The sequence below is a fragment of the Streptomyces sp. NPDC126497 genome, assembly GCF_040302425.1.
Classification (GTDB): Bacteria; Actinomycetota; Actinomycetes; order Streptomycetales; family Streptomycetaceae; genus Streptomyces.
In genome coordinates, this window is the sequence record NZ_JBEORT010000120.1 from 1 (window position 1) to 20,359 (window position 20,359).

Here is a 20,359-nt window from a genome sequence, read left to right on the forward strand (position 1 = left end):
CGCCAACGCGGAGCGTTGGCAACTGACGACAACGCGGCAGATGCGCGTGCCAAGCCCCGCGACGCCGACATGATCCAAACGAGAGGCCCTAGCCCCGCGCGCCGGCCCCCGCCCGTCCGGCGCGCGGGCCGGTCCCTCACACGAGGCTGATGTGGAGGCGTACGGTCGTGCCGTCCTCGCCGGTGTGCACCTCGAACAGGTCGCACAGCTGGCGCACCACCCACATGCCGTGGCCCCGCTCCTGCCCCGGGTCGGGCGGAAGGCAGCCCAGATACCAGCCGGAGGTGTTCCTGCCGGTGCTGGTGACGTCGCACACGACGCGCCGGCCCGCGCGACGGACCACGAGGTGCCCGGTGCCTCCGCCGTGCTGAACGGCGTTGGTGGCCACCTCGTTGACCGCGAACACCAGGCGTCGGGTCCCGTCCGCGGACAGGCCCATCCGGGCAGCGGTCCCGGCGACCTCGGCGCGCACGGCCGCCAGGTCGGCTCCGAAACGCACGACGGCGTCCTCCTCCACGGTCGGGGGTGCGAGCGGCTGTCGACGGCGGACTCGTGGCGGGCCCGCTCGGTTCTCGGCGATTCCCTCCGGGCAGGAGGGCACCGTGGCGGCGGGGAGCCCGTGGTCGCTCCGGTGGATGAGCGCTCGGCGGGCGGGGCGGCCGTTCCGGGAGGGCGGCGGGGACGTGGTGGACGGCTCCGTCACACGGTGGCCTTCCGCGCGGTGACGACCAGGGCCTCGGTCTCGTCGAAGCCGACCATGCCGATCACCTGGCAGAGAAGGGGCGCGAGCTCCCGCACGTGCAGCCGCCGGCCCGGCTCCAGCCCCTCCGCGCACCGGACCAGCACCCGCACCCCGGCGAGGTCGATGAACTCCAGGTCCGTCATGTCCACCCGGATGTCGCCGGGCCAGGCCAGTGCCGTCCGCAGGGCCGCGGCGAGCGCCTGCGTGGTGCGGTGGTCCACGCTGCCGACCACGCGCAGCGTGCGGCGGCCCTCGCTGAAGGACGGGATCAGCCGGAGGGCACCGTCGTCGTGGAGTGGCTGCGCCTCGACCGCTCCGGGGTGGCACAGATCGAAGGCGTCCAGCTGTTCGGCGGTGAAGAGCCGGGCGTCGTACTGGCAGATGGCGGACGCCCTCTGCCCGGCGAAGACCGTGTTGACCTCGGTCTCGTAGGTGCCGAGCCGGTCGGCGCCGGGGACGGCGCGCAGCGCCCAGCTCATCTCGCCGCTCACCCGGAACCCGGTGTAGCCGGCTGCCAGCGAGTCCCTGACCTCGTGCCGCAGGGCGGTCACCATGCCGTCGGCGTCGAAGGAACCGGCTGCCAGATAGCTCTCGTCGGCCGTCGTCACCACGAGCTGGCCCTTCTCCAGCGCGGGCCCTGGATCGGTCCCGGACGCGCTCAGCCAGCCGACGACGTCCGCGGGGGCGCTCCGGTCGGCGAAGTACATGATCCGCTCACCGCGCTCGAGCCCGGTGGACACATAGGCGGTGACGACCCGGCGCCGTTCGTCGTCATCGGTGAACGCCAGGCACAGGTGATCGCCGTGGTCCACGTCCCGGACCGGCCGTTCCGTACGCTCGCGTGTGAGCACCGCGGTCCTCAGCCCCTCCCCACCCCTCCGGCCCGTCAGGGCGTCCCCCGCGCTCCTGACTGCCGGACACATGTGTACCGGGCAGTCTAGCCCCCCGTCCGGGCCGCTGACGATGCGTCCGTCGCCGGCCGGGCGAAGAACCGGGGCGAGTGGCCCCGGTCACTTCCGCAAGGACGCGACGGCCGCCTCGGTACTGGGGTGGAACGTGAAGACCTGGTCCAGCCCCACGACGCTGAAGACCCGCATCTGGTCCCGGTTGACGCCGGCCAGACTGAGCGGAGCGCCGGTGGCCTGCGACCTCTGGTAGGCGCCGATGAGCACGGTGATGCCGGTGGAGTCGCAGTAGGTCAGGCCGGACAGGTCGATGACCACGCCGTTGTCGTCGAAGGGGGCGTCGTCGACCGCCCGGGACAGGAGCTGCGCGGTGTGGTGGTCCAGCTCACCCCTGACCTCCAGGACGAGGGGTCCTGAGGGGATCTGGCGGGGGGTGACCGCCAGGAGGTCTTCGTTCTCGATCACCGATTCTCCTGAGTGCGGGTTGTGGAGGGTGCGGGTACGGACAGGGCGAGGCAGGCGGTGTCGTCGCTGACACCGTCGCCCAGCTGCCGCAACAGCGCCTCGACCGAGTGCAGCAGCTCGTGTGCCGTGCGGGGAGCCGTGGCGATCAGATGGCGGGTGAGTCCGTCCTCGTCGAGCATGGTGCCCTCGACGGTACGTGCTTCCGTGAGACCGTCCGTGTACAGCAGAAGGCTCTCACCGGGCCACAGCCGTGTGGTGGTCTGCACGAACTGTGGGTCGGGCAGCATACCGACGAGCTGACCGCCCGCCGTGGAGATCGCCTCCACGGAACCGTCCGCCCGTACGGCCAGGGCGGAGGGGTGCCCGCCGCCGGCCAGTGTAATCGCGTGGGAACCGTCGGGCAGGGGCTGCAGGACGCCGAAGGCCGCCGTGCAGTAACGCGGGTCACTGCCCTGGTGCTCGCCCTTGAGGACGGTGTCCAGGTTGGCCAGCGCGGCGCACGGGTCCGGGTCGTAGATGGCGGCGGCACGCAGGGTGTAGCGGGTCAGTGAGGTCAGCGCGGCGGCGTCCGCGCCCTTGCCGCACACGTCACCCAGGAAGAACGCCCACCGGCCGTCGTTCAGCGGGAACAGGTCGTAGAAGTCTCCGCCCACCTCGTCCGCGGAGGCCGTGTGGTAGGCGGCCGCGGCCTGCAGGCCGGGCACGTCGGGCAGGGCGGGCGGCAGCAGGGTGCGCTGCAGGGCCCGGGCGAGGCGTTCGGCCTCGGCGCGCCGGTCGCGCTCGGCTGCGATCGTGCGCATGGCCGACAGTCGCAGTTCGAGCTCGTCCATGACCAGGGCGGCCAGGTCCTGCAGGGCTTCGAGCTGGTCGTCGGTGGGTTCGCGGGGGCGGGTGTCCAGGACGTTGACGGTGCCCAGGCGCTGTCCGTCCGCCGTGGTGATCGGTGCGGCGGCGTAGAAGCGGACACCCGACTCCCCCCGGACCAGGGGATCGGCGAGCGCGCGCGCATCGGTGCCGGCGTCGGTCACCACGTAGGGCTCGCCGTGGAGGATGGCGGAGGCGCACAGGGCCGGCTCTCGGCTGATCTCGGTGACGCCGTCGAGGCCGTGGGCGGCCTTGAACCACACCCGGTCGGTGTCGACGATCGTCACGGTGGCCATGGGCGTGCCGAAGAGGCGTGCGGCCAGGGACGCGATCCGGTCGAAGGCGCCGTCGGGCGGCGTGTCCAGTATCCGGTAGCGACGGACGGCGGCCAGCCGCGCCTCCTCGGCGACCGGTACCGCCGAGGCAGTCCGCACAGGGCTCACCGTCATCGTCTCCTTCTGTCCCTCGTCCTCGGGCCCGCTCTTCGCCTGCCGGTCGGTACGCGCCCGGCAACTGGCCTATCCTACGAAGTCGTCGCACGTGGCGGACGGTCCCCCCGGATCCCGCGGACCACGGCAACGGCAGGGGTGGGACGAGTCCGCTCGTCCTCCCACGGTGTTGTTCTCGGACGGGGCGGGCGCTCGGCGGGGCGGGGTCGGTCGGGGCCGACGGCGCGGCTGCCCGTCCGGGCGCCGCAAGGGAAAGGGTGTTCAGTGGAGCGTTCGGAAGACGCCGCTCACGGGATCGTGGCGGCGCCCGGGGCAGGCGTGTTCACCGCCGACGAGGAGGTCGGTCCCGATCTCGCCCGGGTGGACTGGCCGGCGACCCCGCTGGGGCCGCCGGAACAGTGGCCGCAGAGTCTGCGGACCGCGGTGAGCATCCTGCTGTCGTCCCGGTTCTCGATGTGGATGGCGTGGGGCCCGGAACTGACGTTCTTCTGCAACGCCGCCTACCGGCGCGACACCCTGGGCGCCAAGTACCCGTGGGCGCTGGGGCGGTCGGCCAGTGAGGTGTGGGCGGAGATCTGGGACGACATCGGCCCGCGCATCGACACCGTGATGACCACGGGGGAGGCGACCTGGGACGAGGGGCTGCTGCTCTTCCTGGAACGGTCCGGTTACCCGGAGGAGAGCTACCACACCTTCAGCTACAGCCCGCTGCGCGACGACTCCGGCGCGGTGGTCGGCATGCTGTGCGTGGTCAGCGAGGACACCGAGCGCGTCATCGGCGAGCGCCGGATGGCGACCCTGCGCGACCTCGGTTCCGACCCCAGCGTGGTCCGCACCGAACAGGAGTGGCTCACCTTCGCCAACCGGCAACTGGCCCGGAACACGCGGGACCTGCCCTTCACGCTGACGTACCTCCTGGAGACCGACGGCACCGCCCGCCTGGCGGACGTCACCGGACTGGCCGCGGGCCATCCGGCCGCCCCCGCGGTCCTGCCGGCCGACGGATCCGGCGCCTGGCCCGTGGCCCCGCTGACGCACGGCGAGTCCGTGCTGGTGCCGCTCGACGACGCACCGTTCGCCGGTGTCCTGCCGGCCGGGGACTGGCAGCAGCCGCCCTCACAGGCGCTGGTGCTGCCGCTGCTGCAACAGGGCGGCACGCCCTACGGATTCCTGGTGGCCGGCCTGAACCGGTACCGAGCCCTGGACGACGCCTACCGCGGCTTCCTCGAACTCACCGCCGGTCACCTCGCGGCCGGGATCGCCAGTGCCCGCAGCTACGAGGCGCAGCAGCGGCGGGCCGAGGAACTCGCGGAACTGGACCGCGCCAAGACGGCCTTCTTCTCGAACATCAGCCACGAGTTCCGCACCCCCCTGACGCTGATCATGGGGCCGGTGGAGGAGCTGCGCTCCCGGCTGGCGGACGCCGACGCCCAGGTGCGGGAGGAACTGGAGGCCGTCCACCGCAACGGGCTGCGGCTGGGCAAGCTGGTCAACTCCCTGCTGGACTTCTCCCGCATCGAGGCCGGCCGGATGCAGGCCCGCTACGAGCCGGTCGACCTGTCCCAGGTCACCGCCGACCTGGCCAGCGTGTTCCGGTCCGCCATCGACAGGGCCGGCCTGGACTTCCGCATCGACTGCCCCCCGCTCCCGGAACGGGTGCACATCGACCGCGGAATGTGGGAGAAGGTGGTGCTGAACCTGCTGAGCAACGCACTGAAGTTCACCTTCGAGGGTTCGGTCGACGTCACCGTGCGGGCCCGGGACGCGCATGCCGTCGTCACCGTCGCCGACACCGGCATCGGGGTGCCCGCGCAGGAGATGCCGCGGTTGTTCGAACGGTTCCACCGCATCGAGAACGTCCGCTCCCGCTCCAACGAGGGCAGTGGCATCGGGCTGGCCCTGGTCAAGGAACTGATCGGCCTGCACGGCGGCACGATCACCGCCGACAGCACCGAGGGCGAGGGCACCCGCTTCACCATCCACCTGCCGTTCGGCACGTCCCACCTGCCCCCCGGCGCCCTCGTCCCCGCCCAGGACGGCCGCGCGGTGCCGACCGTGGAGCCCTACGTGCAGGAGGCGCTGCGCTGGCTGCCCGACGAGGTCCCCGCGGACGCGCGCACGCCGGCGACGACGGCCGGCCCGCCGGGCTACGCCGCCGCTCCCGTCGTCCAGGCGCGGGTGCTCGTCGCCGACGACAACGCCGACATGCGTGAGTACCTCACGCGGCTCCTGGAGGGCGCCGGATACCTGGTGAGCACCGCGGAGGACGGTCTGGCGGCGCTGCGGGCGGCCCGCGCCGACGCTCCCGACCTGGTGATAAGCGACGTGATGATGCCGGGTCTGGACGGGCTCGGTCTCGTGGCGGCGCTGCGCACCGATCCGCGGACCGCTTCGGTGCCGGTGGTGCTGCTGTCCGCCCGGGCCGGGCAGGAGGAGTCCATCGAGGGTCTGCAGGCCGGTGCCGACGACTACCTGGTCAAACCGTTCGCCGCGGCCGAACTGCTCGCCCGGGTGAGGGCCAACGTCGAGCTGGCGCGGCTGCGCAACCACCAGGCGCGCTGGCGCAAGGCGCTGGTGGACTCCCTGCAGGAGGCGTTCTTCGTCTGCGACGAGAACGGCGCCGTCGTCGAGATCAACGCGGCCTTCGCCGACATCCTCGGCTACGGGCCCGACGGCCTCCCCTACCAGCCGATCCACCCCTGGTGGCCGGACGCCGAGACCGAGCCCGACGCGCACCGCGAGGTCGACGAGGCCTTCTCGCAGCTGTTGAACGATCCCAAGGGCTCCTACACCATTCCCGTGACACACCAGGACGGGCACCGGCTGTGGGTGACGGCCGCCTTCAACCAGGCGCAGGACCCGGACACCGGACGCCAGGTGACCGTCGGGACCTTCCGCGACGTCACCGCCGAGCACTACGCCGTCCAGCGCAAGAGCGCCCAGGCCGCCCTGAGCATGCGGCTGACCCAGGCGACCAGCCTGCCGGAGGCCCTCGAGGGCGCCCTGAAGGAGCTGAAGGTCCTGTGGCGTGCCGAGCGCGTGCTGGCCGTCGTCGCGACCGCCGACCGGGAAGTGTCGGTGACGGCGACCGAGGCCGGCCTGCGCTGGCAGGACCTGCCCGCCGGGCGCCGGGAGCAGCTGTCGGCCTGGCTGGGCCGGCCCCTGCTGACGTCCGTCGACGACGCCACCGGAGCGGGCATCACGGTCGGCCACCCCGAGGGGACCATGGTGGTGTGGCTCGACCTCGGTGAGCACCGGCCCTTCACCGACGAGGACCAGCTGCTGCTGTCCCTGCTGGCCGGTCAGCTCGCCCAGGGACTGTCCCGCGCCCATCAGATCGACCAGCAGCGCGAGACGGCACTCGCCCTGCAGCGCTCCATCCTCGGCCCGGCCGATCTCCCCGACGGCTTCGCCGTCCGCTACGAACCGGCCACCCGGCCCCTGGAGGTCGGCGGCGACTGGTACGACACCGTCCGGCTCCAGGACGGACGCATCGGCATCGTCGTCGGCGACTGCGTCGGGCGCGGTCTCGAAGCCGCCACCGTCATGGGGCAGTTGCGCAGTGCCTGCCGCGCCCTGCTGCTCCAGGACTCCAGCCCCGCGCAGACCCTGATGGCCCTGGACCACTTCGCCGCCGGCGTCCCCGGCGCCATCTGCACCACCGTGTTCTGCGGGGTCCTCGACCCGGACACCGGCGGTCTCACCTACTCCAGCGCCGGACACCCGCCGGGCATCCTCACCCACCCCGACGGCACCACCGTCCTCCTCGACGAGGGGCGCTCGGTGCCGCTGGCCGTGCGTCCGGGCCGGGACCGCCCCGAGGGCACCTGCACCGTGCCCGCCCGCGCCACCCTCCTGCTGTACACCGACGGCCTGGTGGAACGCCGGCGCCGCCCGCTGACGGCCGGCATCGACCAGGTCGGCGAAGCCGTCCAGGCAGGCCGCGACGCCGCGGTCGACGACCTCGCCACCCAGGTCATGACGCGGCTGGCGCCCGCCGACGGCTACGACGACGACGTGGCGCTCCTGCTGTACCGGCACCCGGCACCGCTGGACATGGCCTTCCCCGCCGAATCCGCGCAGCTGGCGCCGGTCCGCAAGGCTCTGCGCAGCTGGCTCGCCCAGTGCGAACTCCCTCCGCACACCGTCCAGAACGTGCTGGTGGCGGCGGGGGAGGCATGCGCCAACGCCATCGAGCACGGCCACCGGGACGCCCCCGGTGACACCGTCCGGCTGCGCGCCGAGGCACTGGTCGACGACCTGCGCCTCACCGTCGCCGACACCGGCCGCTGGAAGACGCCCCAGCCCGAGGCCAACAGCCACCGTGGCCGTGGCGTGGCGCTGATGCGGGCGCTGATGCACCAGGTCACCATCACCTCCGGCGCCGCCGGCACCACCGTCGACATGCACACGAGGATCGCCTGATGACTACGCTGCTGACCTTGACTCCCAGTCGACGGTCCGATGGTGTCACCCAGCTGACAGCCGTCGGTGAGATCGACATGAGCAACACCGACACGCTCGCCACCGCGATCGAGGCCACGGAGGGCCCGCTCGTCCTCGATCTCACCGCCGTCGAGTACCTCGACAGCGCCGGTCTGAGCGTCCTCTTCCGCCACGCCGACCGCATCGAGCTGATCGCCGCCCCGCTGCTGGTACCCGTGCTGGAAGTCTCCGGACTCGCCGATCTGACCACCGTGCACGGAGCGGACACCGACTGACGGCTTCCTTCCGGCCCGGGGCGCGTCCCGGGCCGGCGTACCGGTTGCGGCGCGGTCAGCCGCGGGACCGGCCGGCCGGGGCCTGCTCCCTCCGCCCTCCCGGGTGACACGGGCGCCGTCGCGTCCTCCACGTCCTGGCCGTCCCCGGCCGGGGACGTGAGGGGGAACCCGGTTCCCCGCCCGCGGCACCCCGCGTGCCGCCGCCCGGGAGGAGCCGCCCGGGCGCGCTCCGCCTCGACTGCCCGCCCGTACCGCGCGTCGAGGACTTCCGGACGACCGGCTCCGGCTCGCCGCCCGCACCGTGGACGAGGTCGGCACACCCGCGTCGCCCGCCCCGGGCCGACCCGCGCCGGAGGAGCCGCGTTCGGCGGCCTTCCGGCAATCGATCGGGGACCGTGTCGTCGGAATGCGGAGCGGGCGGCGTCACAAGGGGTGGAGAGGCGTCCTCCACCCCGTCCGACCGGAACGATCCGGAGTCCCCCATCCGTGACACGGATGGGGGTGATGAACACGTGCGTGACCGCCGTCGCGGTCGCGCCGGCGGGGGGTGCCGGGCGCGGCACAGGCCGTCACGCCGGCGCAGGCGCCGGCCGCGTCGTCGTCGACACCGGCGACGGCAGGGTGACCGCCTCGCCGGCGCGGCTTCCCGGCACGCCCGATCGGGGCGTGGGGTACGCCGACGTCCCCCTCCACGAGGACCTCACCGTCGACGGCGTCACCCTCCACGACGGGCGCGGGAGGGACATCGTCTCCCCGACCCCCTCCCGGCCCTGACCCCGTGTCCGCGCGGGGCACGGGTCCCCCGCGGCGGATCGGCCTGCGTCAGGCCGGTCGCGCGCTGCGCCATGCCCGGTTCCGGCAATCTGGCGGCACGCCAGGCTGCCGACCCGGTGGACTGCGACGCGCCGGTGCGTCCGCGTACGGTCCACAGCGACCTGCGCGGCACCGTGCTCGGCGCCCGGGTCCTGTCCCTCCCCGCCACGAAATGACCCGCCATGCCGCATCAGGACCGACCCCACGCCCCCTCTCCCCCGCCCCTCGACCTCGTCGCCGAGGTCGTCACCCGCTTCGACGCCTACGCCCGGGCCCGGGCGGCCCGCGACAGCCTGTTCCCGACGGCACGCGCGACGCCGCGTCACGAGGAGCAGGCCTTCGACGCCCTGCAGACCGCCGTCACCCGGCTGCGCAACAGCGTCGGCTGACGACGCCCCCGGCCTCGAGGGAGCCGGTCCGGCCCGGTACGCCGGAGGAGCTCTCCCGGCCGCCCGCGCGCCGTCCGCCGCGCGGGGCCGCCGCCTCCTCAGCAGGCCGGCGGATGGACCTCACCGCCGAGGCCCTCGACCGTGCGCGTCACGGAGTCGTAGCTGCGCGCGCCGGTGAAGGCCGCCTCCCGGGGTTCGCGCAGCGCGGCGGGCAGCAGGCGGTCGGGCCAGTGCGCCGAGGCGCGGCGCGACCGGGCCAGCGTCACGTGCGGGATCCAGCGGCCCGGAGCGTGCAGCGGGTTGAGCCGGCCGGCGGTGGCGGCGAGCACCTCCCACACCCGCCGGTGCAGTTCGAGGACCTCCGCGTCCTCGGTGACGCGCCAGGCGAGCGCGCGGGTGCGCCCGTCGAAGCGCAGCAGCCCGTCCAGCCGGAACGGGACGGGCAGCCCGCCGTCGAGGAGCGCGGCGAGCTCCTCCCCGGCCGAGGGCGGGAGGTCCTCGCACGTCGCGAGGGTCACATGGGGCCGATTGGTCGGGTGCCGGTGTGCCGCGAGGCTGGGCAGTCCCGCGGCGGCCATCACGCGCCACACCTCCCGGACGTACGTCTCGGTGGCGGTGTCGGGCAGCAGTTCCACGGTGCGCACGACGCCAGCCTAGGGCCGCGGGCGGCCGGCACACGGGAGGTGTCCCTCCGGTCCGCTCACGACCGAGCACATGTCCTGTTTGCCCGATTACTCTGATTCTGTGGACCCGTATCCGACCCCCTCGGGCAGTGGCCGCGGCGACCGGAGCCAGCCGGTCGCCGGAGTACGCCCGGAGATCCTCGCCTCCTGGCAGCGCTCGCAGTCCCTCGGCATCGACCGCGAGGGGGCCGCCCTGCCGGTCGAGCGGGACCTGGATCCCGACTCCCGGCTGATCAGGGCCGCCGCGCCGGTGCTGGACCGCCTCTGCGAACGGTTCTCCGGCGTGCCGGTGACCGTGGCGCTGGTCGACTCACGGGCGAACATCGTGGACCGGCGGGGCGACCCGGCGGGGCTGGAGCTGATGGACGCCGCCTCCCTGGTGCCGGGCGCCAACGTCGACGAGCAGTTCATGGGGACCAGCAGCGTCAGCATGGTGCTGAGCACCAGGGCGCCGTTCATGGTCGTCGGCCACGAGCACTTCCTGCACCGGCTCAAGAACCTGACCTGCGTGGCCGCGCCGGTGCGCGATCCGGTGGGGGGCACCGTGCGGGGCGCGGTCAACCTCTCCGTGCCCCGGGAGCTGGCCGATCCCGGCATGGCACTGGTCCTGCAGGACGCCACCGAGCGCATCGCGGAGCGCCTGCTGGAGCTGAGCGCGTCCCGCGAACTCGAGCTGATGCGCTCCTTCCGCCGGGCCAGGGAGCACGGCGGGCACGCCGAGCTGGACCTCGGCTCGGGAGAGCTGTCCCGGCACGGCGGCCCGCCGCCCCTGCTGGCCTCGCAGGAGCGGCTGATCCTGCTGGAGCGTGCCGTCGAGCTGATCTCCTCGGACTGCGAGGCGTTCGCCGAGGTGCCGCTCGGGGGCAACCGCGTGGCCGTGCTGCGCCGCCGGGAGCTGCACCACGGCGACGCGGAGGGCGCGGCGGTGGAGGTCAGCTTCGAGGGCCCCCGCGACACGGGGGCGCCGGGCCCGGCCACCGCGGCCGCCCCCGACGGTCGCCGTGTGCCGCTCCTGGACGCTTCCCCCGTGGCGGCGGAGGCGGACGCGCCCGGCGCCCCGGCGGAACCGCAGTCCGCCGGACCGGCCGACGCATGGCTGCTGCTGGTCGGCGAGCCCGGCGTGGGACGGCTCGCCGCCGAGGCGCGCGGCCGGCTGTCCCTGCTGAACGAGGCGGGCACACGGCTCGGCACCACCCTGGACATGTGGCGCACCGCGGAGGAACTGGCGGAGATCGCCGTGCCGCGCTTCGCCGACCTGGTCGTCGTCGACCTGCTGGAATGTGTCCTGGCGGGCGAGGAGCCACCGCCCGGACGGCCGCGCCCCGACGCGGCGCTGCGCCGGGTGGCCGTCTGGGCGGGCGAGGACGCCCGCGACGCCCCGGCCGGTGACGTGGGCGGGCCGGCCGGCTACCCCGCCGGTACGCCCCAGGCCCGGTGTCTGGAGACCGGGCGGCCGGTGACGGACTCGGTGCCGACCGCCGCCCTGTCCGGGTCGCCGGCCGGCCGGGCGCACCCCGTCGGCCTGCTCGGCGAGGGCGTGCACTCCTACCTGGGCGCGCCGCTGTCCGCGCGGGGCTCCGTTCTGGGCCTGGCGGGCTTCTACCGCCGGGGCAGGGCGAAGCCGTACGAGCAGGACGACCTGACGCTGGCGGGCGAGCTGGCGGCCCGTGCCGCGATCAGCCTGGACAACGCCCGCCGCTACCGCCGGGAGCACCACGCCTCCCTGACCCTGCAGCGCAGCCTGCTACCGCACGCCCTGCCCCGGCTGAGCGCCGCCGAACTCGCCTCCCGTTACCTGCCCGCGGACACCAGGGCCGGTGTGGGCGGGGACTGGTTCGACGCGATCCCGCTGTCCGGGGCGCGCGTGGCGCTGGTCGTCGGGGACGTGCCCGGAAGCGGTCTGCAGGCGGCGGCGACCATGGGCCGGCTGCGTACGGCGGTGCGGACGCTGGCCGGGCTGGACCTGCTGCCCGAGGAGGTGCTGGCCCACCTGGACGACCTGGTCAGCCGCACTCCCGACGAATCGGCCGACGAACAGGACCCGGCGACGGGGGCGACCTGCCTGTACGCGGTGTACGACCCGGTGTCGTGCCGCTGCACGGCCGCGCGGGCCGGGCATCCGCCGCCCGCCGTGCTGACGCCGGGCGGGCGGGCACGGCTGGTCGACCTGCCGGGCGGTCCCCCGCTCGGGCTCGGCGGGCTCCAGCCGTACGAGTCCGCCGCCGTCGACCTGCCCGAGGGCAGTCTGCTGGCGCTGTACACCGACGGCCTGCTCAAGGAGGACCGCGGTTACGGGGACACCGACGTGCGCACCGGACAGCTGCTGGCCTCGCTGGGACGCGGCGGTCCGGCGCTGGAGGACATCTGCGACCGGGTCGCGGACGCCCTCCGGCCCGGCGGCGCGCACGACGACGTGGCCCTCCTGCTGGCCCGTGTGCACGCGCTGCCCGAGGACCGGGTGGCGAGCTGGGAGTTCCCGTCCGACCCCTCGGTCGTGGCGCGGGCCAGGGCGGTGACCCGCGACCAGCTCGCCGCCTGGGGCATGTCGGAGCTGGACTTCAACACCGGGCTGGTGGTCAGCGAGTTGGTCACCAACGCCGTACGGTACGGCGGCCAGGGGCCCGTGGGTCTGCGGTTGCTGCGCGACGACTCCCTGATCTGTGAGGTCTCCGACCGCAGCAACACCTCTCCGCGCATCCGGCGCGCGGCCATGACCGAGGAGGGCGGGCGCGGCCTGTACCTGGTGGCGCAGTTCACCAGCAGCTGGGGCGCCCGCTACATGCCGCAGGGCAAGACGGTGTGGGCCGAGCAGCTGCCGCAGCCGGAGCGGTCCGTGCCGGAGCCGGACGAGCAGGCGCTGCTGGCCATGTTCGACGACCTCGGCTGACCACGTCCCCGGCCGGAAGGACGGTCGGACGGAAGGCGGAGCGGAGGAGCGCTCCGCCGCGTTCCGCCCCGCCGCTCCGGTGCCGCCGCCCGGCACGGCCCCGCCGGTCCCGCCGGGGCACGGGAACCGTCCGGCTACGGCAGAGCGCTCTTCCGCTCCGCTGCGGCCTCCTGGGGCCGACGAGCATGTCCGGCGAGAGCAGGCGGGTCGCGGGTTTCTCCAGGCTCATGACGTCCAGCAGCGCCGCCATGGCGCGCGGATTGCGCGCGCCGGTCTCGACCGCTTTGTCGACGAAGCGCGCGAGGACGCGCTCCGCGCCGCTGGGCCGGGTCGCGGCGGCTCCCGGGTACAGGGCGTCCTGGCCGACGGCCAGGTCCCAGGCGGCGGCCACCGGTCGTGACGAGTTCGCCGATGACGGGGTCGGTGCCGCCTGGGGCGGCCTGCCCTCCGTACTGACGTGCCGCGACGGGCGCCACGCCGAACTCCTGGCACGCGGCGGTCCGCTCCGTGGTGCGGTGACGGCCCGGGCCCGGGCCGGCACCGCCGTGGACGCGCTCGCCCACCTGACGGGCGGCACGCAGGCCGGCCGAGTCCGCTGGAGCGCGTTCGGGACAGCGCCGCGGGACCTGCCGGACCATCTGCGGCAGGTCCCGCGCAACCCGTGGTTCATCAGCCTCATGCGCGACGTCTACGACCGGCCCGGCAGTGATCCCGCGGAGCTGCTCGACCGACGTCGTTTCAGGACCGCGGACGACGTCCGGGGCCACCCGTGCGGTGCACTGCTGGACGCCTGCTTCCGGGCCCTGCACATCCGCGGCGACCGGTCCTGCGGCTGGGACCCCCGGCGCAGCGCCCGATGGATCCGCAGCCTGGCCTCGCACCTGGAGCGGTCCGGTACCTACGACATCGGCCTGGCCCAGCTGCCGCAGGCGGTGAACCGGCGGCAACGGCTCGTGCCGGGTGCCGTGTCCGGCACAGCCGGTGGGCTGCTCACCGCCGCCGCCCTCCCTCTCGTCCTGGGGCTGCTGCTGTGCGCGGCCGCCGGGTTGTCGGCGGGGCCGGTCCCGGCCCGGAGCGCAACCGGCCGGCGTCCGGCGTCACCCGCGGGGCGGACCGGGATCCCGCACGCGGACCAGACCGTGTTTCGGGACCCGGCCGAAGGGCGACGCTCGGGACCGGTGCGCCCGGCCCCTCCCGTCCGCCGTGCGCACCGGGACAGGAGCACCCTTCCCCCGCCCAGGTTTGTCCCGCCTGCCGACGGGTGACACAGGTGCGTGTACGCGAGCCGACGAAGGAGCGCACCGTGAGGCGTGGCCTGCGCGCGCTCCGGCACGGATGGGAGTGGCTGGGCGCCCACACCCTGATGCGGCGCGGCCGTGACATCGAACTGATGCACAGGGCCATGGGTTTCGCCACGCTGGCACTGGTCACGCTGGCGCCCCTGCTCATCGTGATCGCCGCCGCCGATCCGCTCGGGCGGGGCGGTTTCGCGGCCTGGCTGGCGGACGGCATGGGGCTGTCCGGCCGCTCCGCGCAGGTCCTCGCGGAGATCATCAGTCCGCCGCGCGAGGTGATCGGCACCACCAGCGTGTGGGGTGTGCTGGCCCTCGCCGCGTTCGGCATCCCGTTCGGCGGGAGCGTCCAGAACGGCTACGAGCGGATGTGGAACCTGCAGCCGGGACCGTGGCACCGGATCTGGCGGCAGGCGACCTGGCTGTGCGCCCTGACCGCGTACCTCTACCAGGAGGTGCTGACCCGCGACGCCATGCACGGGCCGGAGCGGATCACCGTCTCGCTGGTGACCGGCGTGCTGTTCTTCTGGTGGGGGCAGCGCTTCCTGCTGGGCGGCCAGATCGGCTGGTGGCATCTGCTGCCGGGCGCGATCGCCACCATGGCGGGCCTGATCGGCCTGCGGGGCTTCTCCTACTTCGTCTTCACCCCGCTGATCGTCGACAACGCGATCAGCTACGGCACCGTCGGCGTCGTCCTCATCGTCGAGTCCTGGCTCATCGGCGTGGGGTTCGTCATCTTCGGCGGTGCCCTGTTCGGCCGCTGGCTCCTCCACCATCACGGGCACCGGTTCACCGACGGCCTGCCCCCGCCCCCGCCCCCCGGGACCCGGCCGACCGGCGACGGCTGACGCGGGCCGCGGCTCCCGGTGCGTCGGCGCCCCGGTCCCGGTCACTCGGAGGACATGCCGGCGAGCGCGGTCACCCGGGCCAGCGCGTCCTCCCGGAAGAGCCGCCGCCCGCGGGCGATCCGGTGCTCCCGGTACGCGCCGTCCGCCGACAGCCTTCGCAGCGCGCGCAGCAGGGCGGCGGCGTCCGCGGCGGTCTCCGAGACGCCGAGCGCCGCCATCCGGCGTACCCCCTCCGCACCGTGGCCGGGCAGTGGACGGTAGCCCACCACGGGCAGCCCGCAGGCCAGTGCCTGTACGGCGGTCTGGCCCGCGGCGTTGTCGACCAGGACGCGGGCCGCGCACAGCAGGCCGGGCATGTCGGTGACCCAGTCCGGGACGAGCGTGCCCGGCAGGCCGGCCAGCCGGGTCCGCAGGCGTTCGTTGCGGCCGCACAGCACGACCGGGAGGAAGCCGGCGCCGGCGAGCAGCCGGGCGGTCCCCTCCAGCTCCGAGGCCGCGCCCCAGGCGCCGGCCGACAGCACGACCGGCGGGCGTCCGGGGGCGCATGCCTCGAAGCGCCGCCGCCATGACGCCGCTGCGGCGGCCGGCGCGAGGAAGCCGGGTGCCACGACCGGTCCGGTCGTCTCGACGGGCACCGGGACGCACCGGCCCACCTCCCGCGCGACGTCGTCGGTGAGGCAGAGGTACAGGTCGTTGCCGGGGTGGAGCCACTGCCGGTGGACGGCGAAGTCGGTCACGAGGACGGCGCTCGGTGGCCTCAGCCCTCCCCGGGCCCTCAGGTGGCCGGTCAGCTGGGCGGCCAGGTGGAAGACGGGGACCACCACGTCGGCCCCCGTGTGCTCCGCGAGCTCCGTCAGACGGCGGGCCGCCAGCCGGGCGAGGGGGACGCCGCTGGGCCGACGCCGCGGGCCGGGACGCAGCAGCGCCCGGTAGAGGCCCGCGTACATCCAGGGGAAGTGACGCACCGATGACCGGTAGGAGCGGCGCAGCCCGGTCCCCAGACCGTACGGAAGCAGCCGCAGGAGGTCCACGACCCGCGCGTCGTGGCCCTGCTCCCGGGCGCGGCGAGCGAGTTCGCGGGCCACCGTGTCGTGGCCGGCTCCCATGCTCGCGCTGACGATCAGCAGGCTCAGCCCGCCGTCCGCCGGCGCGGACCGGCGGGGTACCGAGGAGAGTGGGTGCACGGGGTGGTGTGTCTCCCGCGCCGCGCCGGTGAAACGCGCTCCCGCACGTTTCGGCGGCCGGAGCGGGGATACTCCGGGGTGCTCTCCCCGACGAACCCCGGGAGCGGCCGCGGACGGCGGTCCCCGGGACGTTCACCCTGGTATCCGAGGTGCAGCCCATGTCCCACGCCTCCCCCGCCGGCACGGCCGACGTGCCGTTCCCCCGGACGTCCGTGGCGGCGCCGGGCCCGTACCGGCGACTCGCCGCCGTGTCCGGCTGAACGGCGACACGGCGTGCTGGTCGTCGTCCTGGCCCTGCTGGCGGCGCTGTCCAACGCCGCGGCCTCGGTGCTGCAACGGCGGGCCGCGGCGGACGAACCGGAGGGCGGCGTGGGCGCGCGCCAGGCCGTCCGCTGGCTCGGGAAGGTGCTGCGGCGTCCCTCCTGGGTGGCCGGGGCCGGGATGCTCGCGCTGTCGACGGTCCTGCAGGCGGCGGCCCTGGGCGTGGGCAGTCTCGCGCTGGTCCAGCCGCTGATGGCCACCGAGCTGCTGTTCACCCTCGTCGTCGGCAGCGTGGTCTTCCACCGTCGTCCGGACCGCAGGACCTGGCTGGCGTTCGTCGCCCTGGCGGCCGGTCTCGCGGTGTTCCTGATCTCGGTCGCTCCCACGGCCGGCCGGTCCACGGCCTCGGCGGGGCGGTGGTTCATGACCGCGGGGGCGGTGCTGGGTGCCGTGGTGGCGCTGGTGGTGACGGCCCGCGCGGTACGGGGCGCGCCCCGCGCGGGGCTGCTGGGGCTGGCGTCCGCCGTGTCGTTCTCCCTGACGGCGGCGCTGCTCAAGGAGGTGACCGGCAGGATTCCGGACGGTCCGGGCGCCGTGCTGGGGACGTGGCCCCTGTACGCCACCGCCGCCGCCGGGGGCGTCGCCTTCCTGTTGCTCCAGGGCGCGTTCCGGGCCGGGACGCTGGCGGCGTCCCAGCCCGCGCTGACGCTCGGTGACGCGCTGACGGGCGTGGCGCTGGGGTGGGCGCTGTTCGGAGAGCAGGTCACGCTCGGTGTGCGGGTGGTGCCGGCGGTGCTCGGCGTGGCGCTCATGGGGGCGGGGACCGTCGGACTGGCCCGTGCCCCGTCGGTCTCCGGAAGCTGGGACGCGGTGTCGCGGGGTCCGGGCGCCGACGCGTCCCGACCGGTGCCGTAGGCGCCCCGGCCGGCGCTCCGGAGCGACCGGCCCGCGCGGAAAGGAGTCGCAAGCCGATGCCCCTGTCCCCCGGTCTTCCCCCCGCCCGGCGGGCGGGGGCCGTGCTGGCCGCTCCGGCCCTCGTCGCCGCGGCGCACATCGCCCCCGCCGCGACCTGGCTGCCCGCGGTGCGCCGCCGTTTCCCGCGCCTCGCCGGCGTCGGACACCCCGTCCACGTCGCGCTGACCTTCGACGACGGACCCGACCCCGAGTCCACCCCGCGCTTCCTCGACGCGCTGGAGGGACTCGGGGTTCGGGCGACCTTCTTCGTCCTGGGCGACCGCGTCGTACGGCATCCCTCCGTGGCCCGCGAGACCGTCCGCCGCGGGCACGAACTGGCCGTGCACGGCTGGAGCCACGACCGTCCCTGGCTGCCGGCCCCCGCGGACGACGTGCGTGCCCTGCTGCGGGCGGCCGACGCGGTGCGGGAGCTGACCGGCGGACACCCCCTCTGGTACCGCCCGCCCTACGGCATCCTCACCTCCGGGCGCTGGGCCGCCGCACGTACGGCGGGTCTGCGTCCGGTGCTGTGGACCGTCTGGGGCCGGGACTGGACGGCCGGGGCCACCCCGGCGTCGGTGCGCTCGGCCGTCACGGACGGTCTGCGCGGCGGCGGCACCGTCCTCCTGCACGACACGGACGGGATGTCGGCCCCGGGCTGCTGGCGGGCCGCGCTGGGCGCCCTTCCCGGCATCGTGGCCGGCTGCCGGGAGGCGGGCCTGTCGGTCGGCCCGCTCACCGACCACGGGCTGCCCCCGGCACCGGCCGGCCGCCCGGCCACACTCCGGCCCGGTTGTCATATCGGCTGACCCATCAGGAGGAAGAACGCGGCCGCCGGCCCTGAGCGGTGGCCGGAATTCGCCCCCGACGGACAGACTGCGGTGGTGAACCGGTGCCCTCCGCGCGCGGCGGGGTACCCCGCCGGTTCGCGATTCCCTCGCCCCCAGGAGGCCTTCCCATGACGTTCAATCCGCTCGAGCAGCGGGGCATCCCGCTCGACCGGCAACTGCGCAGCTGGCGTGAGCTGAACGTGGAGCCGGTCGATCCGGACCGGGGTGATCCGTACACCCGGTGCCGGATCATCACGATGAACGGGATCGAGGTGGAGGCGATCCTGTTCAGCCACCAGCTCGCCCGGCACACGGCCGACCCCGAGATCAAGCGGCAGCTGGCCCAGGTGCGCTACATCGAGGCACAGCAGCAGAAGGTGGTCAACTGGCTGCTCCCGGGGGTCTCGTCGGTGCTGGAGACGACGATCGCCTACGAACAGGTCGCGGTCGACCTGACGGCGTGGGTGGCCCGGATGGAGCCGGACCCGTACCTGAAGCAGGCCTACCAGTTCGGGGTGCTGGAGGACTTCGACCACCTGTACCGGTACGCGAACCTGTACGAGATGATCGAGCACCGCAAGGCCGAGTCGATCGTCGACAACCTGACCGAGGTCATGCCGGGCCGTCCCACGCGGTTCCACCATCGCGATCCGGTCGACAACGTCCGCGACCCGTACGCCAAGGACGAGACCAACCCGCTGTCGAAGCTGCACGCGCTGACGATCATGTCGACGGAGCAGCAGACGATGAACTTCTACATGAACACCGGCCCCACCTACATGGAGCCGATCGCCCGCCAGCTGTACCAGGAGATCGGGCTGATCGAGGAGGAGCACGTCACCCACTACGAGTCCCTCGTGGACCCCGGCGAGACCTGGTGGGAGCAGCTGGTCAACCACGAGTACAACGAGTGCTACCTGTACCACTCCTTCATGGAGCAGGAGAGCGACCCGAAGGTGAAGGCGGTCTGGGAGCTGCACCTGAACATGGAGCTGGAGCACCTGCACACCGCCTGCGACCTGATGCGCCGGCACGACGGCCGGGAGCCGCAGGAGGTCCTCGCGCCCGAGCTGCCCAACGTGCTGACCTTCGAGCCGAACAAGCAGTACCTGCGCGAGCTGCTGGACACCCAGATGGACCTGACCACGCTGGGCGCCGGGTACGTGCGCGAGGCGCACGAGCGGTTCGAGCGGATGCAGGAGACCCTCCACGGCGGCGAGGCGCCGCCGAGCGACCGGGTGATGGCCGAGCACGACGACATGTTCGGCCGTGAGTACCGCGTCCAGACCGAGGGCGAGCACCCCGACCCCGCGATGCGCGAGAAGTGAGGGGCGCCGCCATGTCCGAACCGCACACGCCCCACGCCGGCGACGACCGCGCCGCGGACGACGACGTCGTCGCCCTGCTCAAGCGCCAGCACGGTGACATCCGCAACCTCTTCGACGAGGTCGAGGCCGCCACCGGCGAGGAGCGCCGCGACGCGTTCCGCCGACTGGTACGGCTGCTGGCCGTGCACGAGACCGCGGAGGAGGAGGTCGTGCACCCCTTCGCCCGGCGGGCGCTGCCGGGCGGCGAGCAGGTCGTCGAGGACCGTCTCGCGGAGGAGCGGGCGGCCAAGGAGACCCTCACCGCCCTGGACGGGATGGACACCGACGACCCGAAGTTCATGCCCCAGCTGCGCATGCTGCGCAAGGACGTCCAGGAGCACGCCAGGGCGGAGGAGCGCTACGAGTTCACCCACATCTACCGCAGCGCCGACGCCGCCCGGCTCGCCACCATGGCCAAGGCCATCAAGGCCGCCGAGGCCATGGCGCCCACGCGTCCGCACCCGGGTGTCGAGTCCGGGGCGGCCAACATGGCGCTCGGTCCGGTCGCCGCGCTCATGGACCGCACCAAGGACGCGGTGCGCCGGGCCATGGGAAAGGAGTGAGCCCGGCGCCGCCGCGGCACCTGGATGCCGCCGCGACGTGTTGGGCGTAGTGTCCGAACATGGGCGGTTTTCGGGGTGGTCGAGGTGGTGCGCCCCCGCCGGGGCCGGCGGCGCGCGGCCGCCGGTGCCGCGCGCCCGGCGC

At 74.3% G+C, this 20,359-nt stretch carries 17 protein-coding genes and 1 pseudogene; 11 read left to right on the plus strand and 7 right to left on the minus strand.

Features of this window, described 5'->3' with window-relative positions:
• Positions 1–136 precede the first annotated feature (136 nt).
• From ABTY20_RS31305 to ABTY20_RS31320, 4 genes are all read right to left on the minus strand, one after another.
• On the minus strand, positions 137–499 hold the full coding sequence (locus ABTY20_RS31305; protein WP_352000521.1) for an ATP-binding protein: 363 nt from the start codon (positions 497–499) through the stop codon (positions 137–139).
• A 200-nt stretch (positions 500–699) separates the two neighbouring features.
• Complete coding sequence (locus ABTY20_RS31310; protein WP_352000522.1) at positions 700–1,593, minus strand: MEDS and STAS domain-containing protein; 894 nt, start codon at positions 1,591–1,593, stop codon at positions 700–702.
• A gap of 159 nt (positions 1,594–1,752) precedes the next feature.
• Complete coding sequence (locus ABTY20_RS31315) at positions 1,753–2,112, minus strand: STAS domain-containing protein (RefSeq protein WP_352000523.1); 360 nt, start codon at positions 2,110–2,112, stop codon at positions 1,753–1,755.
• A complete protein-coding gene (locus ABTY20_RS31320; RefSeq protein ID WP_352000524.1) occupies positions 2,109–3,425 on the minus strand; it encodes a PP2C family protein-serine/threonine phosphatase in 1,317 nt (438 codons plus the stop codon). The genes ABTY20_RS31315 and ABTY20_RS31320 overlap by 4 nt, the downstream gene beginning before the upstream one ends.
• 264 nt (positions 3,426–3,689) lie before the next feature.
• Here ABTY20_RS31320 and ABTY20_RS31325 point away from each other — a divergent pair, with 264 nt between their 5' ends.
• From ABTY20_RS31325 to ABTY20_RS31340, 4 genes are all read left to right on the plus strand, one after another.
• Positions 3,690–7,850, plus strand: a complete 4,161-nt coding sequence (locus ABTY20_RS31325) for a SpoIIE family protein phosphatase (RefSeq protein WP_352000525.1) — start codon at positions 3,690–3,692, stop codon at positions 7,848–7,850.
• Positions 7,850–8,146, plus strand: coding sequence for an STAS domain-containing protein (locus ABTY20_RS31330; RefSeq protein ID WP_352000526.1), 297 nt, complete (start codon positions 7,850–7,852; stop codon positions 8,144–8,146). The genes ABTY20_RS31325 and ABTY20_RS31330 overlap by 1 nt, the downstream gene beginning before the upstream one ends.
• A gap of 504 nt (positions 8,147–8,650) precedes the next feature.
• Positions 8,651–8,920 carry a hypothetical protein gene (locus ABTY20_RS31335; RefSeq protein WP_352000527.1) on the plus strand — a complete coding sequence of 90 codons (270 nt, stop codon included), beginning with the start codon at positions 8,651–8,653 and terminating at the stop codon, positions 8,918–8,920.
• A gap of 221 nt (positions 8,921–9,141) precedes the next feature.
• Entirely contained in the window at positions 9,142–9,348 is a 207-nt protein-coding gene (locus ABTY20_RS31340; RefSeq protein ID WP_352000528.1) for a hypothetical protein, read from the plus strand.
• Positions 9,349–9,446: 98 nt separating this feature from the next.
• Here ABTY20_RS31340 and ABTY20_RS31345 read toward each other — a convergent pair whose 3' ends face one another.
• Entirely contained in the window at positions 9,447–9,992 is a 546-nt protein-coding gene (locus ABTY20_RS31345; protein ID WP_352000529.1) for a 2'-5' RNA ligase family protein, read from the minus strand.
• Positions 9,993–10,092: 100 nt separating this feature from the next.
• Between ABTY20_RS31345 and ABTY20_RS31350 the strand changes: the two genes are divergently transcribed.
• Positions 10,093–12,918: a SpoIIE family protein phosphatase gene (locus ABTY20_RS31350; RefSeq protein ID WP_352000530.1), complete on the plus strand. Its 2,826-nt coding sequence runs from the start codon at positions 10,093–10,095 to the stop codon at positions 12,916–12,918.
• Positions 12,919–13,060: 142 nt separating this feature from the next.
• On the opposite strand, the pseudogene ABTY20_RS31355 reads toward ABTY20_RS31350, so the two are convergent.
• Positions 13,061–13,321: pseudogene (locus ABTY20_RS31355) on the minus strand (pyridine nucleotide-disulfide oxidoreductase); the annotation flags it as partial.
• 112 nt (positions 13,322–13,433) lie between these two features.
• Between ABTY20_RS31355 and ABTY20_RS31360 the strand changes: the two are divergent.
• Both ABTY20_RS31360 and ABTY20_RS31365 read left to right on the plus strand, forming a co-directional pair.
• A complete protein-coding gene (locus ABTY20_RS31360) occupies positions 13,434–14,183 on the plus strand; it encodes a hypothetical protein (RefSeq protein ID WP_352000531.1) in 750 nt (249 codons plus the stop codon).
• A gap of 38 nt (positions 14,184–14,221) precedes the next feature.
• Positions 14,222–15,058 carry a YhjD/YihY/BrkB family envelope integrity protein gene (locus ABTY20_RS31365; protein ID WP_502991932.1) on the plus strand — a complete coding sequence of 279 codons (837 nt, stop codon included), beginning with the start codon at positions 14,222–14,224 and terminating at the stop codon, positions 15,056–15,058.
• A 41-nt stretch (positions 15,059–15,099) separates the two neighbouring features.
• On the opposite strand, the gene ABTY20_RS31370 is transcribed toward ABTY20_RS31365, so the two are convergent.
• Complete coding sequence (locus tag ABTY20_RS31370) at positions 15,100–16,164, minus strand: MGDG synthase family glycosyltransferase (protein ID WP_352000537.1); 1,065 nt, start codon at positions 16,162–16,164, stop codon at positions 15,100–15,102.
• A 351-nt stretch (positions 16,165–16,515) separates the two neighbouring features.
• On the opposite strand from ABTY20_RS31370, the gene ABTY20_RS31375 reads away from it, so the two are divergent.
• From ABTY20_RS31375 to ABTY20_RS31390, 4 genes are all read left to right on the plus strand, one after another.
• A complete protein-coding gene (locus ABTY20_RS31375) occupies positions 16,516–17,418 on the plus strand; it encodes a DMT family transporter (RefSeq protein ID WP_352000532.1) in 903 nt (300 codons plus the stop codon).
• A gap of 56 nt (positions 17,419–17,474) precedes the next feature.
• Positions 17,475–18,266, plus strand: a complete 792-nt coding sequence (locus ABTY20_RS31380; protein WP_352000533.1) for a polysaccharide deacetylase family protein — start codon at positions 17,475–17,477, stop codon at positions 18,264–18,266.
• A 149-nt stretch (positions 18,267–18,415) separates the two neighbouring features.
• The gene (locus ABTY20_RS31385; protein ID WP_352000534.1) at positions 18,416–19,615 is read left to right on the plus strand and encodes a hypothetical protein; all 1,200 of its coding nucleotides are present in this window, start codon (positions 18,416–18,418) and stop codon (positions 19,613–19,615) included.
• 11 nt (positions 19,616–19,626) lie between these two features.
• Positions 19,627–20,217, plus strand: coding sequence for a hemerythrin domain-containing protein (locus ABTY20_RS31390; RefSeq protein WP_352000535.1), 591 nt, complete (start codon positions 19,627–19,629; stop codon positions 20,215–20,217).
• The last annotated feature ends 142 nt before the right edge of the window (positions 20,218–20,359 follow it).